This is a genomic window from Marivirga lumbricoides (assembly GCF_014636295.1).
Taxonomy (GTDB): Bacteria; Bacteroidota; Bacteroidia; order Cytophagales; family Cyclobacteriaceae; genus Marivirga; species Marivirga lumbricoides.
This window is the reverse complement of sequence record NZ_BMEC01000011.1, coordinates 85,846-100,890: the sequence shown is the minus strand read 5'-3', so window position 1 is coordinate 100,890 and position 15,045 is coordinate 85,846. Positions and strand designations below refer to the sequence as shown.

The 15,045-nt window shown below is 35.3% G+C and carries 11 protein-coding genes; 8 read left to right on the top strand and 3 right to left on the bottom strand.

Features of this window, described 5'->3' with window-relative positions; all coding sequences use genetic code 11:
* The first annotated feature begins 279 nt into the window (after positions 1 to 279).
* The 6 genes from IEV85_RS16855 to IEV85_RS16835 all read left to right on the top strand — a co-directional run bounded on the left by IEV85_RS16855 (position 280) and on the right by IEV85_RS16835 (position 7,420).
* Positions 280 to 3,666, top strand: a complete 3,387-nt coding sequence (locus tag IEV85_RS16855; RefSeq protein ID WP_188465593.1) for a methylmalonyl-CoA mutase family protein — start codon at positions 280 to 282, stop codon at positions 3,664 to 3,666.
* 221 nt (positions 3,667 to 3,887) lie between these two features.
* A complete protein-coding gene (locus IEV85_RS24915; protein ID WP_229712632.1) occupies positions 3,888 to 4,493 on the top strand; it encodes a hypothetical protein in 606 nt (201 codons plus the stop codon).
* Positions 4,490 to 4,717: a hypothetical protein gene (locus IEV85_RS16850; protein WP_229712631.1), complete on the top strand. Its 228-nt coding sequence runs from the start codon at positions 4,490 to 4,492 to the stop codon at positions 4,715 to 4,717. Before IEV85_RS24915 ends, IEV85_RS16850 begins: the two co-directional genes overlap by 4 nt.
* Entirely contained in the window at positions 4,710 to 5,270 is a 561-nt protein-coding gene (locus IEV85_RS16845) for a transposase (RefSeq protein ID WP_229712630.1), read from the top strand. The genes IEV85_RS16850 and IEV85_RS16845 overlap by 8 nt, the downstream gene beginning before the upstream one ends.
* Before the next feature lie 178 nt (positions 5,271 to 5,448).
* Positions 5,449 to 6,855 (top strand): hypothetical protein, encoded by a 1,407-nt coding sequence (locus IEV85_RS16840; protein ID WP_188465590.1) that lies wholly within the window; start codon positions 5,449 to 5,451, stop codon positions 6,853 to 6,855.
* Between the two features lie 175 nt (positions 6,856 to 7,030).
* The gene (locus IEV85_RS16835; RefSeq protein ID WP_188465587.1) at positions 7,031 to 7,420 is read left to right on the top strand and encodes a DUF2721 domain-containing protein; all 390 of its coding nucleotides are present in this window, start codon (positions 7,031 to 7,033) and stop codon (positions 7,418 to 7,420) included.
* 1 nt (position 7,421) lies between these two features.
* On the opposite strand, the gene IEV85_RS16830 is transcribed toward IEV85_RS16835, so the two are convergent.
* On the bottom strand, positions 7,422 to 8,291 hold the full coding sequence (locus tag IEV85_RS16830; protein ID WP_188465586.1) for a hypothetical protein: 870 nt from the start codon (positions 8,289 to 8,291) through the stop codon (positions 7,422 to 7,424).
* A 189-nt stretch (positions 8,292 to 8,480) separates the two neighbouring features.
* Between IEV85_RS16830 and IEV85_RS16825 the strand changes: the two genes are divergently transcribed.
* Entirely contained in the window at positions 8,481 to 9,566 is a 1,086-nt protein-coding gene (locus tag IEV85_RS16825) for an oxygenase MpaB family protein (protein WP_188465583.1), read from the top strand.
* Between the two features lie 157 nt (positions 9,567 to 9,723).
* A complete protein-coding gene (locus tag IEV85_RS16820) occupies positions 9,724 to 11,517 on the top strand; it encodes an SLC13 family permease (protein WP_188465581.1) in 1,794 nt (597 codons plus the stop codon).
* Between the two features lie 10 nt (positions 11,518 to 11,527).
* On the opposite strand, the gene IEV85_RS16815 is transcribed toward IEV85_RS16820, so the two are convergent.
* Both IEV85_RS16815 and IEV85_RS16810 read right to left on the bottom strand, forming a co-directional pair.
* A complete protein-coding gene (locus tag IEV85_RS16815; RefSeq protein WP_188465579.1) occupies positions 11,528 to 11,833 on the bottom strand; it encodes a DUF6122 family protein in 306 nt (101 codons plus the stop codon).
* Between the two features lie 99 nt (positions 11,834 to 11,932).
* Positions 11,933 to 13,915 carry an IGHMBP2 family helicase gene (locus IEV85_RS16810; protein WP_188465577.1) on the bottom strand — a complete coding sequence of 661 codons (1,983 nt, stop codon included), beginning with the start codon at positions 13,913 to 13,915 and terminating at the stop codon, positions 11,933 to 11,935.
* Positions 13,916 to 15,045: the final 1,130 nt, after the last annotated feature.

Here is a 15,045-nt window from a genome sequence, read left to right as displayed (position 1 = left end):
GTGAGATACAAGCCTTGGATAGTGTTTTTTTTGATTACCTCATGGACTTGGGTTGTGTCTCAATAACCACCAATCTCTCCTGAATTTCTCAGGTCAGGTGCAGGCTTCATTAACTCCAAAAGAATAATCAAATCCATTTCCAATTACAAACGTTTGCAATTAATATGCAGGTAGTTTTAATTAATTACTTGCCTAACGAATGATAGTTTGTAAACAATCTTTATTCTTTATCATTATTGTTGTAAATTCGTATTCTCATTTAAAAATCGATAAAAAATTATGTCTGCACATCAAACTGTAGCTCCTTATAAACCAAAAAATAATGTTCGTATCGTTACTGCCGCCTCCTTATTTGACGGGCACGATGCGGCCATCAATATCATGCGAAGGATTATCCAGTCGACAGGCTGTGAAGTAATTCACCTGGGGCATGACAGAAGCGTGGAAGAAGTGGTAAACACAGCTATTCAGGAAGATGCACAAGCGATCGCCATGACCTCTTACCAGGGTGGACACACCGAATACTTCAAATACATGTATGATTTATTGAAGGAAAGAGGTGCCGGACATATCAAAATATTTGGTGGCGGAGGCGGAGTAATTTTGCCAGATGAAATTAAGGAATTACATGATTACGGCATAACTCGTATTTATGCGCCTGATGATGGACGTGAAATGGGCCTACAGGGAATGATCAATGATTTGGTAAAGCAAAGTGATTATCCATTAGGTAATAATCTCAATGGAGAAGTAGGGCATATTGATCAGCAGGATGTGAAATCTATTGCCAGATTAATATCAGCAGCTGAAAATTTCCCTGAAGATGGAAATGTAGAGCTCAAAGCTATTCGTGAGAAAGTAGAGAAAATTAAAATACCAGTTTTAGGAATTACAGGAACCGGTGGGGCGGGAAAATCTTCCTTAGTGGATGAATTGGTAAGAAGGTTTTTGATTGATTTTAAAGACAAGAAAATTGGAATTATTTCTGTGGATCCATCTAAGAGGAAAACCGGTGGTGCTCTTTTAGGAGACAGAATCAGAATGAATGCCATCAATAATGAGCGGGTTTACATGCGTTCATTAGCAACACGCCAAAGCAATTTATCTATCTCCAAATACGTAAAAGATGCAGTTAGTATCCTGAAAGCCGCTAAATTCGACTTAATTATATTAGAAACCTCAGGAATAGGCCAGTCAGATACGCAAATTTTAGATTATTCTGATGCCTCGTTGTATGTAATGACTCCTGAATATGGGGCTGCCACACAACTGGAGAAAATCGATATGTTGGATTTTGCCGACATCATCGCGCTCAATAAATTTGACAAGCGCGGAGCATTGGATGCTTTACGCGATGTGAAAAAGCAGTACCAGCGTAACCATGGATTATGGGAAGCCAAGGTGGATGACATGCCGGTTTTCGGTACTATCGCCTCTCAGTTTAACGATCCGGGTACTAATGCATTATACAAATCTCTTATTGATAAAGTAGTAGAAAAATCAGGGGCTGATCTGAAATCTAATTTTGAGATTACTGATGAGATGTCTGAAAAAGTGTTTATTATCCCGCCTAACAGAACCCGTTACCTTTCTGAAATTTCAGAGAATAACCGTGGTTATGATGAGTGGGTGGCACAACAGGCAGAAGTGGCAGATAAGCTGTATGGTTATCGGAAATCCATCAATACATTGAAAGAATCTTCCATTGAAGACAAAGACCGATTGATAAAAGGTTTGGAAGAAGCTTATGCCAAAGAAGAACTGAATTTCGATCCTAAAAATAAGCTTTTGATAGAAGAGTGGGATGAAAAAGTAAAAAAATATACAGAAGCAGTGTACACCTTTAAAGTAAGGGATAAAGAAATCAAAATTGATACGCACACTGAATCTCTTTCCCATACACAGATTCCCAAAGTTTCCTTGCCTAAGTACAGAAGTTGGGGAGATTTATTAAGATGGAGCTTACAGGAAAATGTTCCGGGAGAATTCCCTTATGCTGCAGGAATCTATCCTTTTAAAAGGGAAGGAGAGGACCCTACCCGAATGTTTGCTGGAGAAGGTGGGCCGGAGAGAACCAATAAAAGATTTCATTACCTTAGCAAGGACATGCCGGCCAAAAGGCTTTCTACAGCTTTCGATTCTGTTACATTGTATGGTAATGATCCTGATTACAGACCTGATATTTACGGTAAAATCGGTAATTCCGGTGTAAGTATTTGCTGCCTGGATGATGCCAAAAAACTGTATTCAGGCTTTGATCTGGCTAGTGCTATGACGTCTGTTTCTATGACAATTAATGGTCCTGCTCCTATGCTGTTAGGCTTCTTTATGAATGCCGCTATTGATCAGCAGTGTGAAAAATACATCAGAGAAAACGGACTGGAAGATGAGATAAATCAGAAAATAGAAAAGATTTTCGCTGAAAAGGGTAACAGACCAGCCTACAGAGGTGATTTGCCGGAAGGTCATGATGGTTTAGGTTTGATGTTACTGGGGATTACCGGAGATAAAGTACTTCCTAAGGACGTTTATGAAAAAATTAAAGCGGATACTTTGGCTACTGTGCGTGGAACGGTGCAGGCGGATATTCTAAAAGAAGATCAGGCGCAAAACACTTGTATTTTCTCCACGGAATTTGCCTTGCGATTGATGGGAGATGTACAGGAGTATTTCATTACTGAAAAGGTGAGAAATTTCTACTCTGTTTCTATTTCCGGTTACCATATTGCTGAGGCAGGAGCCAACCCAATTACACAGCTAGCATTTACCTTAGCCAACGGATTCACTTATGTGGAATATTACCTCAGCAGAGGAATGGACATCAATGAATTTGGTCCTAACCTTTCCTTCTTCTTCAGTAATGGAGTAGATCCCGAATATGCTGTAATTGGCCGTGTAGCCAGAAAAATCTGGGCGAAAGCCATGAAGCAAAAGTATGGAGCTAATGCACGTGCCCAGATGATGAAGTACCATATCCAAACTTCTGGTCGCTCTTTACACGCACAGGAGATTGATTTCAACGATATCAGAACCACTTTACAGGCTTTATATGCTATTTATGATAACTGTAACTCTCTGCACACCAATGCTTATGACGAAGCCATTACTACACCCACTGAGAATTCAGTAAGGAGGGCAATGGCTATTCAGTTAATCATTAATAAGGAGTTAGGCTTAGCCAAAAACGAGAATCCAATTCAGGGCTCATTTATTATTGAAGAACTGACCGAGTTAGTAGAAGAGGCCGTGCTGAAAGAGTTTGATAGAATTACAGAAAGAGGTGGAGTATTGGGCGCTATGGAAACCATGTATCAGCGTGGTAAAATCCAGGAAGAAAGCTTGTATTATGAAACCTTAAAGCATACAGGCGAATATCCAATTATTGGAGTAAATACTTTCTTGAACTCTAAAGGATCGCCTACTGTAACACCGGGAGAGGTCATCAGGGCAACAACGGAAGAGAAAGAATACCAGATTGAAACGCTTAACCTACTTAACGGACGATTTGAGAATGAGGCCAAAGCGCATATCGACAGCATCCAGAAAGCAGCTATTAGAAATGAAAATATGTTTGCAGAGCTAATGGAAGCCACTAAATATTGCTCACTAGGGCAGATAACAAGTGCGCTGTTTGAGGTCGGAGGCCAATACAGACGAAACATGTGAAGGATTGGCCGAAGATCCGACTAATGGCTGATAGGAGGCCAATACAGACGAAACATGTAATTTGAAGATACTAGAATCTAGAACATAGATTTTAGATAAAGAGTAAAGAAGAAAGGAGCTGGGAGGCTCCTTTTTTGTTATCTTTTACCCAAGGTCTGTGGCTCACAGACCTCTTCTCAAGCAAATTTTACTATATTTATCAGTTCAACCAATTATTACCTATGTCTAATAATCTATTCACCAAACCCCGAAATTCTCGCATGAGCCTTGGTGAGATATATTTTTGGACCTGCACTATTAAAGACTGGAAGAAGCTTTTAGCACGTGATAAGTATAAGCAAATTATTACAGATAGCCTGAAGCAATTGGTCAATAAAGAATTAATTACTCTTTTACCCAAGGTCTGTGGCTCACAGACCTCTTCTCAAGCAAATTTTACTATATTTATCAGTTCAACCAGTTATTACCTATGTCTAACAATCTATTCACCAAACCCCGAAATTCTCGCATGGGCCTTGGTGAGATATGATTTTTGGACCTGCACTATTAAAGACTGGAAGAAGCTTTTAGCACGTGATAAGTATAAGCAAATTATTACAGATAGCCTGAAGCAATTGGTTAATAAAGAATTAATTACTCTTTATTCATTTGTTTACCCAAGGCTGTGGCTTGTAGACTTCTTATTAGGCTTCCTCAACAAGCCTTTTTTACCCGAGGTCTGTGGCTCACAGACCTCTTCTCAAGCAAATTTTACTATATTTATCAGTTCAACCAATTATTACCTATGTCTAATAATCTATTCACCAAACCCCGAAATTCTCGCATGAGCCTTGGTGAGATATATTTTTGGACCTGCACCATTAAAGACTGGAAGAAGGTTTTAGCACCTGATAAGTATAAGCAAATTATTACAGATAGCCTGAAGCAAATGGTTGATAAAGAATTAATTACTCTTTATTCATTTGTTTACCCGAGGTCTGTGGCTCACAGACCTCTTCTCAAGCAAATTTTACTATATTTATCAGTTCAACCAGTTATTACCTATGTCTAACAATCTATTCACCAAACCTCGAAATTCTCGCATGAGCCTTGGTGAGATATATTTTTGGACCTGCACCATTAAAGACTGGAAGAAGCTTTTGGCACGTGATAAGTATAAGCAAATTATTACAGATAGCCTGAAGCAATTGGTTGATAAAGGATTAATTACTCTTTATTCATTTGTTATAATGCCTAATCACATCCACTTAGTATGGCGATTGAACAAGTTAAATGGAAAAGAAATGCCTCATGCCAGCTTCAATAAAGTAACGGCCCATTTAATAATAAAGGACTTGAAAGAAAATCACCATAAAGTTTTACCATATTTTCAGGTTAAAGAAAAGGAGAGACAATTTAGAATATGGCAACGTGACCCATTAGCAATATTAATGGATAGTAAATTTAAAGTGGAGCAGAAAATAGAGTACATTCATCTCAATCCTCTACAAGATAAGTGGAATTTAGCTTCTTTTCCTGAAGATTATAAGTGGTCATCTGCTAAATTTTATGAAACAGGTATCGATGATTTTAATATGTTAACGGATTATAGAAAAGTTTTCTAACCGGTGCAGATTAAGGTCTGTGAGCCACAGACCTTGGGTGGGTAAGCAGTTGGGATGTCATTGGTACTTTTTTGATTTTTCTACAGTCATTTAGACTGATAATTCTTTTCAAATTTTGATAGCTTATATGTTTTCGATTTTAGTTAAATTAAATTCACATATTTAAAATAAGCTCAAAATGGATAAAAAGCAGAAGTTAAATCTCAAAGAGTTGAGCAAGTTAATAACTCAAGGCCAGGAAAAGTTTGAAAATATAGAATTTCGTGGAGATATTTGGTTAGATAGAAATTCTATAATCAACAGAAAATCTCCACTTGATTTAAATTTTCTCGAATGTGAGTTTGAGTCTTTATATATTGATTTAAAAGAAGAAGATTCAGTTGAATTTGTAAATCTTAAAACATGCACATTTGGTAATGAGATAATAATTAATGGCACACAAAAATCAAGCATTTCTATTAGAGAATGTCAGCCGATCAAAAAGATTTCTTTAATGAATTGCGGAGAAGGTTTTAATTTCAAAGCTACGAAGACAAAATTTATGCATGCATATATTAATCATTGCCAAAATACTGGTGATTTTCTGATGAAATCATGTGGCTTAGATAATTTTGAAATGAAACGATCATCTTTTCTTAACATTCAAATAGATCAACCTATAAGTTATAGCAGTAATTTCTCTATAATCAAATCAAGAGTAGATTATTTTAAACTATCAGGAGGGAATTATAAGGAATTAAAAATAGAATATTCTAGATTTTTACAATTAGAAATCATAAACGGATTGTCTATTGAATTCTTTAGATTTATAAATGTAACTGGTGATAACCTTTTAATTTCTGGAGTTAATTTTTCTAATTTGTTTACTTTCCAAGAAATAACTTTTTCTAATTCAAAATTTTTAATGGAGTTAAACTTCAAAGGTGACTGCGATTTTACTAAACAGAATTTGGATGGATTTGTACTTTCATATATTGATTTTACAGATTCGAAACTTAGCTTCAAAGATTCAATAATTACAACCGCATATTTTTTCAATATTCTTTGGCCTGAGAATTATTTATTATATCCTAATTATCAGCTTCTAGGAAAGGATAAAATATACGGTACTTTATTACTTAGATCACTTTCCGAACAATACCGCCAACTAAAATTATTATCTGAGAAAAGTGGTGATAAATTATCTTCTTTGAAATTCTATAATCATGAAATGAAGACGAATCTAAAAGTTTCATTGCTTGATAAAAATTTAGACTGTTGGGATATACTTTTATTAAGAACTAATAAATGGTTTAGCGATTTTGGATTAAGTTATGTCCGCCCTGTAATATGGCTATTTTCTGTACACATTCTTATATTCACTCTTTTCATTCTTATTGGATACAATGATTTGGTATTTGTCTGGCCTTGGAAAAATTTTGATGGTATAGGAATTTCATTTGGGCAGTATTTCTATCTGCTAAACCCCTTGCATAAATTACCTACTGAAGGAAACGGATGGATATTAGTACTAGATTTTTTTAGTAGAATTATTAATTCCTATTTTATCTATTATTTTATTAAGGCAACTAGAAAGTTTAGTTGATTATACACCTAGGTCTGTGGCTCACAGACCTCTTCTCAATCTTCATCAACCTCCTTTATAGTCCATTTCAAAATCTGAGGGGAGCTTATTAGTAATCCCAATTTTCTTTATCTTTAATCTTTAATCTTAAGTCTTATATCTCAATACTCTATACTCTATACTTTGTACTCATAATATGCAAATCTCCTTAACCACTCCAGCTTTATTGTTTCCGGCTATTTCATTGTTACTTTTAGCGTATACCAATAGGTTTCTGGCAATAGCCGCATTAATCAGAAATTTGAGTGCGCAATACGTAGAAGCTCCTACTCCTAAAACAAAAGCACAAATTTCTAATTTAAGAAGAAGGCTCACACTGATCAAAAACATGCAATTAATGGGGATTGCTGCACTGTTTTTATGTGTGCTCAGTATGTTTGTGATCTACCAGGAGTTTAATTTCGCAGGGAGTCTCATTTTCGGACTTTCACTGGTTTTACTAATGATCTCTTTAGCACTTTCAATTATAGAAATTCAAATCAGTGTAAAGGCATTGAATATACAACTGAGCGATATGGAGAAATAAATTATTTTCTTGGTACTAATAGTTCGATATTGATATCAAGCCATTTACTGAGTCCTACTTCATATATTTTTCTATAGTATTTAGAAGCTTGTATCAAAGTACACTTTTCAATATTGCCACTGGAAACACAAAGCTTATATGGTTCTGAAGTAGAAAGTAAGACTTCTTGCTCTCCCCAATTATTTAAAGAAATTAATGTATCATTTAATTTAATTTGAATATCATTTTTAGACTGATTGCTTTTATTTCTTTGAATTATAACATTGTTTTTTGAGGAGTCGGAGTATGCTTTGTTCTTTTTGTTTATTGCATTTATATTGTAGATGTTGACAATTTCTAGTATCTGATCAATTCTATTCTTAAAGTAATGAGAGTTAACCTTTCTTAATGCAATACTATCGGTATCAACAAATTTCTTCAATTTGTTGGTTAGCTTTTTATTTGAACTAAATATACCAGATTTTGAAGATTTATATATTTCACTATCTTTTTCAACATAGTAGATAGTTTTTGGAGTTGTGGTGCTAGTTGTTCCCGAGCCAGTGTGCATTACAAAACTTGCCAGCTCTACATCCTGATAAATTTTGATTGGGCCATCATTAATTTGCGCAACAAATTGCCAAATCAAATTATCGTTGAGAGGTAGACTTTTCATATATAGAAAAAAATCCTTATCAATGGAATAAGTCCCTGCAATCTTAGAAGCTGGAATGATAATAGATGTCTTGTCAGCGAGTTTTAACTGTACATTTTTACCATATATATTATGTTTTTTGTAGGGTATTTCTTCCCCATTTTTCTTAATTAAGATATTTTGGCTTATGGAGTTAAATGATAATGTTAAGGCAAAAATTATAAGTATAAATTTCATTTTTTTTTATTTACACTCAAAAGTAATATAATATTTGAGAACACATGATAATAGATATTTGATACTATAATAAATAAACCTTTTATATCTTATAAAGATATTTTGGTTATATATTGAAATAAGTAGAATCCTCGGCTTAAAAAATTATACTTTTTTAAATCATTTCTCCTTCTACTTAGTTACCTGTTTGTGAAAAATAAGCAGATACAATATCCCAACGAACAATTAGAGAAATTCAGGCAAATAGGGGACCCTTTGGCTGATCAAACTGTGGAAGCATTGTTTAAAGTTGGTTTTCATCCTCATCAGAGTGAAACTTACAATACATTGCAATTTAATCATCAGCCAATCCCCGAAGAGTTTCCTGAAGCACTAAAGCAATATTTTATAAAGGTGAAATCCTACCAGCCTGATGCTAAAATTATTGAAAAGGGTTCTGTGTTTTTTCAGGAGTATACAACGGAAATTATGTTATGTCTTGGCTTGCTCTCTTTACCTTATTGCTATGCAGCAGCCGATGGTGCCAAAGTATTGAGTTTTTCCCGTAGAATTATTGAAAACCCTGAAAGGAGGCTGATGGAAACAGCAGAATTTGTATTTGATGTGTCTGAGCCTGCAGCATTTAAGAACGAGGGAAAAGGCTTTATCAGCATCGCAAAAGTACGCTTAATGCATGCGGCTATTCGCTATCATTTAAAAAATTCTGATCGGTGGGAAAGGGCATGGGGATTACCTGTAAATCAGGAGGACATGGCTGCCACAAATCTGTCATTTTCATTAATTAATATTCGTGGCTTGCGTAAACTGGGGTTTAACATTTCTCCCCAAAAGGCAAAAGAATTCATTTTGTATTGGAATGAAATAGGAAAATTGCTGGGACTGGACGATGCCCTACTGCCAAAAGATAACCATTCGGCCTTTATTCTGGAAAAGAAAATGGCTGAAAGAAACTTCCGTCCATCAGAAGAAGGTAGAGTATTAGCTAAAAGCTTGCAAGATTATGTAAACCGTCAGGAATTGCCTCTTAAATTTTCAGCAGATATGCTAATGGAGTATCTTCTTGGGGAAGAAATTAGTGAAATGATAGGCATAAAAAGTAGTTCCAGACAAGCATTTGTCTTTGATAACATAGCTAATTTGAACAGTTTCCGCTCTTTATTCCCTAAGGATAAACAAAAAGCTTTCAGAGAAGCTAAACAACAATTTCAGAGCCGGCAGGCATTGGTAAACAGTGATGCTAAACCGTTCAAATTTCTCAACTCCTTGCAGGATTAGCTTTTAATTATTTTATAAAGTTCATTTTCAAAGATTAGAAGGTTGTCTCATTAATAGGTTATAATTTCACTTAAAATTAAATCCTATTGGTTTAGTAGGATTTATGATTTTTAATGATTTTTTTTGTGCAAATTATCTTATAGAACTTTTTAGCTGAATGGACTACTCAATTATAGCCACTATTGCAGTAATACTGGGCGCAATCATCCTTTTTATCTCTGAAAAACTACCTGTAGATCTCATTGCCTTACTCATCATTTGCTCGCTTGTATTGGTTGGGGTAATCACACCTTTACAAGGAATTGCCGGATTTAGTAACCCAGCTACCATTACTGTAGCTTTTATGTTTGTAATGAGTGCAGCATTGCTGAAAACAGGCGCTCTTCAATTTGTGGCTTATAAATTGGCGGATATTTTTAAAGCCAACTTCAAATTAGGTTTAGGTTTAATGATGCTATTGATTGCATTAATTTCAGCCTTTATCAATAATACCCCAGTGGTTGCAGTTTTCATACCCGTAGTGATTCAAATAGCTAAGAGCACAGGAGTAAGCCCCTCAAAAATGCTGATTCCGCTTTCTTTTGCCTCTATTTTTGGAGGAACTTGTACTTATATTGGTACTTCTACCAATGTACTGGTCTCGGGAATTGCAGTTCAGGCCGGACTGGAAGGTTTTAGTATGTTTCAATTGCTTCCTTTCGGTTTGGTGTTGGTAGCAGTGGGTACCTTGTATATGCTTTTTATCGGTATCAAAATTCTACCCAAAAACAGACAGAATGAAGATTTAGAGGAGAAATTTGGAATGCGAGACTATCTTACCGAGATAGAGCTGCAGGACAATACAGATTCCATCGGTAAAACAATTATGGAAAGTCCGTTAGTAAACGATCTTAAGATAGATATTTTGGAAGTGCAGCGGAAAGGAACCAGGTATAGTCTACCTCCTGGTGATTTTGTATTACATGCGGATGACGTACTGAAGGTTAGATGTAATCTCTCCAATATTAAGGAATTAAAAAGCAGAGCAAAAATTTTAGATAGTTCTTCAGTGAAAATGGCAGGCGATAACCTGAAAGGTAAAGGGTCTTCATTAGTAGAAATGGTGATCTCCTCTAATTCTGAATTTGACGGTAAAAACCTCCGTGAGCTGGATTTCAGGAGACGTTTCAGAGCTTCTCCTTTGGCTATCAGACATAGAGATGAGGTATTGCATGAGGATTTGTATGATGTAAAACTCAAAGCTGGTGATGTATTGCTTTCTGAGGTAAAATCCCACTATGTAAAAGAACTGAAGAAGCAGGAAACACAGCAAAATGCACCATTTGCTTTGCTTTCTGCTGATAAAGTACTGGATTTCGATAAGCGACAATTTTTAATAGTATTGTCTGTGCTGGCTATTGTAATTGGGCTGGCAACTTTTGAAGTAGTAGATATTGTGATATCAGTAATTGCAGGAGTCATATCGCTTGTAATGTTGAAAGTACTTAATATGCGTGAGGTGTATGAAGCCATCAATTGGAAGATTGTTTTTCTGCTGGCTGGTGTACTCAGTCTAGGTGTAGCTCTCAATAACACCGGCTTAGATAAGACCATTGCATCAGGTTTAATTCATAAATTAGGAAACCATGGCCCGGTGGTGATTTTGAGCGGCTTGTATATCATTACAGCAATTCTGACTGAGGTGATGTCCAATAATGCTACTGCCGCTCTAATGGCACCTATTGCCATAGCTATAAGTATTAATTTAGGTTTGAGTCCCACGCCTTTTTTAATGGCGGTTACTTTTGCTGCTTCAGCCAGCTTTATGACACCTATTGGCTACCAGACAAATACCATGGTTTACACTGCGGGAAGCTATCGTTTCACGGATTTTGTTAAAGTTGGGATTGTTCTCAATCTTACTTTTTGGCTTTTGGCGACATTCTTAATTCCTATATTCTTTCCGTTTTAACCAGTTGATTTCAAAGGAAACAATCGATATAATCAGTTACCATATGCATGAGTAGTCCAATGGCTACTAATCTGCTTCTTTTGGGAAATAAAAGAAAGAAATAGATAAGGATAGCATATTCCGAATGCAATGGATGAAAACCTATGCTACACCTGTCAGGATCAAATATGGGCTGAGCAAAAAGATGATCTAAATCTACCAGCATAGTAGCTATTAAAGTGAAGTAGGCCTTCTTCCATTCTGATTTGCTGTACAAATAGGCAATTAAAAGAGGGAAGATAAAATGCAGTCCGTAATGGATAGTAAATTGAAGCATTTATATGGGTTGTAAGATCAAATTATACATAAAGGTTGAGTATTCCTGAATTGTTTATTAAATTAAGTCAGGTCTCATATAGTTGCCGAATAGAGCCTTTTATAGTATTGAGTCAGCATTAATTATCGGGACTGAATTGATGAGCTTTTTATAAACAGGATCAGATTTCAGAGTGCCTGCATGACCAATGATTATCAGTTTTCGCTTTGCTCGGGTTAAAGCTACGTTTAATCTTCTGTAATCCCTTAAAAAGCCAACAGATCCTTCACTATTAGCACGAACGAGACTTAAAATAATTACTTCTTTCTCCCTGCCCTGAAAGCCGTCTATGGTTTTAATCTCTACTCCGTAATTTGTTAGTCTTTGCTTCAACCTGTTCACCTGCTGTTCATAAGGGGAAATAATACCAATGTCTTCAGGAAAAAGTCGGGACGATAGCAGGGCATCTGTGAGTTCAGCCACTTTTTTTATTTCCAGCAGATTAAAATAGGAAAAGCTATCAGGTAATTGTTGTTCATTTCCTTGAGTATACTCCATAAAAACGACAGGTTCTCCGGGATTGAGCGCTTCATTTATCTGCTGCTTAAGTGATAAAAAAGGAGTAAAACCAGGCAGGTCCGCTAAAGTATGCTTGCTGACAGTAGGGTGCGCTATCAATTTTGAGTGATAGAATGTCTCATTTGAGAATCTCATGATGTTTTCATGCATTCTGTATTGTATTTTCAGGAGACTAACCCAGTCTTGTGGAATCTGATCCAATAATCTCTCGAATAAACTGATCTTTAATGCTTCAGCTTCACTTGATTTAACAGTAGGAGGTAGCTGATGATGGTCACCCACTAAAATCCATTGTTTACCTTTTAGGAGGGGAATAAGACATTCAGGCTCCGTTGCCTGAGTGGCTTCATCTACACAAACTACATCAAATTGCGTGTCTTTTAATAAGTCACTTCCCGATGAGGAGTTGGTGGCACATACTACTGCTGTGCGTTCAATAATATCTTCAATTGCCTTCAGTTGTAATTTTCTGGCCTCATCATAGCTTTTATTAATGCTTCTCTGAATGGAGATCCATTTAGCCATTTTCCGTAGCTTACCGGATGGAATTCCTCTATAATTGGACTTAGAATTTGCCAGTTGAATGATCTTTTCATCTGAAAGTCCACGTCTGTTCTGACCTGTAGCAGGTACTAATTCGTCCTGTTCTTTCTTCTGAATCTGCACCTGGTTCCAAAGGCTATTTGCTTGTTGGTAATCCGGATGGTCTTGTAACTGTACATCCAGACTGTGTGCCAAAAGTGATTCATCTACTCGAGCGGGGTTGCCAATTCTGAGAGAGGGAATACCTAATTTTATACACTTTTCTAAAATATTATCAACCGCTGTATTGGAAGCAGCAGTGATTAAGATCTTTTTATTTTGTTGATGAAAAGCCTGGATCAAGTAGGAGAGAGTCGTGGTTTTTCCCGTTCCGGGAGGGCCGTGAATAAGTGAAACTTCCTTAATATTTAATGATTTTTGTATAGCTAGTAATTGACTTTTATTTAGATTTCCTTTTTCTTCTGAGTAATTATTGCTTAAATCACTTTCTTCGATAAATTCAAAAAAGTTGATTAACCTTGAGTGAAAATTTGATTTGATGGTAAGCGAATGAATCGCTTCTAACATTCTTTGAAAAGTGATATCATTGGAAAAGAGGTCCAGTCTGAGATTTCTGCCATATAGGTTATAGTCCGGGCTCTTAGAATAAGCTACGGTAATGCTTCTGGCCGTCTTTTCAACCACTGTTCCCTGGTCTTCTTTTCCTGTCGGTTTTTCCTTTGAAGCAATCACTATATCACCAATGGAAATCTGGTTGTCAGGCAGGCCTTCTCCTCTTACAAATTTCACCAGAAAAGATCCTCCAATACCAGTGCCGGAATCGTTGCCACTCAATAATAAAATTGCCCTTCCTTTTTGCTCTCTTTGCTTGCCACTAAGCAACATAATTTCATTAAGATGAAAGTCCATTTCAGCTGCTCTTTCCTTTTGGATGAGCTTAGAAAAATGTTGCTTGTACTGATCAATATTTTGAAATTTCATTGGCTGTTTATTTGAAAAGGCTAAACAAAATAAACCTGATCAAATAGCAAAATGTTGTGGGCTTTAATAATTATAAGAGGGAAGAAGTACGGGCAATTTTTAATAAAATCTACCTAAAATATTTTTCCATATTCTTTGTTAAATTAAATTATTGAATTTAGTAATTTTTGGTATAAATTAGGATGTTAGTATTCTCTGGGATATAAACTAACATGTGATGGCTATTACATGTCCTATATTTCTAAATTTTTATAATGTGATTATTTAAATTTGTAGGCTCTATTTATCAATAAATTGTAATTTACGCTCAAAATACAAGAAGATAGGTTGAAAATGGTAGTTCCAAATTAAATTTGGTTAATAGGTTATACCTAAAGTTAATTTTTGATTGACTAGTTTAAATTCTTAAAAATCAGATATAAAAATAGATTTAATTAAAGTAAATTATAATTTATTACTGAGGTTAATTTTACGAATTTTATTTATGAAGAGAACATGAATTTCCTTCTTGTAAAATCATATATTACACATGATGATAAGCTATTTGTAAGTTTTTCTTAGTAAATGAAAGATTTTTGATATATAATTATTTTAAGGGTGTTTGAAATATAATATATGAATTACTTTTAGCCCTAAGTATTCGAAGGAATCAGTTAGGAGGATTTTACTTTAAGGTAAAGAGTTTTGTTTTTTGAAATGATTATTAGAAAAATAATATTTTCTAATTTTGTTTTAAAATTATTTTTTTTCGGCTAGTAACAATGATTTTCTTTTGTGTGGTCCTGAAATTATAATGGAATTGTCTTTTCTGAGATTGGTAGTTGTGCATTTCAATTACAGCTTGTATTTGTCTTGCAGGTGATATTTTGTAAAGTTTATAAGTGGGGATTTTCAAGGGTGGAAATAGATTTGATATAAGATAGGTGTGGACTTTTTTCTCCTGCTTTCAAGAGGTTAATCTTAATTATATCTGTTAAAATCTCAGCGCTGTTTTAGCTTATAATTACATATACTGTTCATGGGAGATTTGCCATTACTTTTGCTAAAAATTGGGGTAGACTATTGAAGGTTGAATTACTTATAGTTTTAATTGTGAGGCCAACTTTTTTGTTGCTGTTATATCCTTTTTA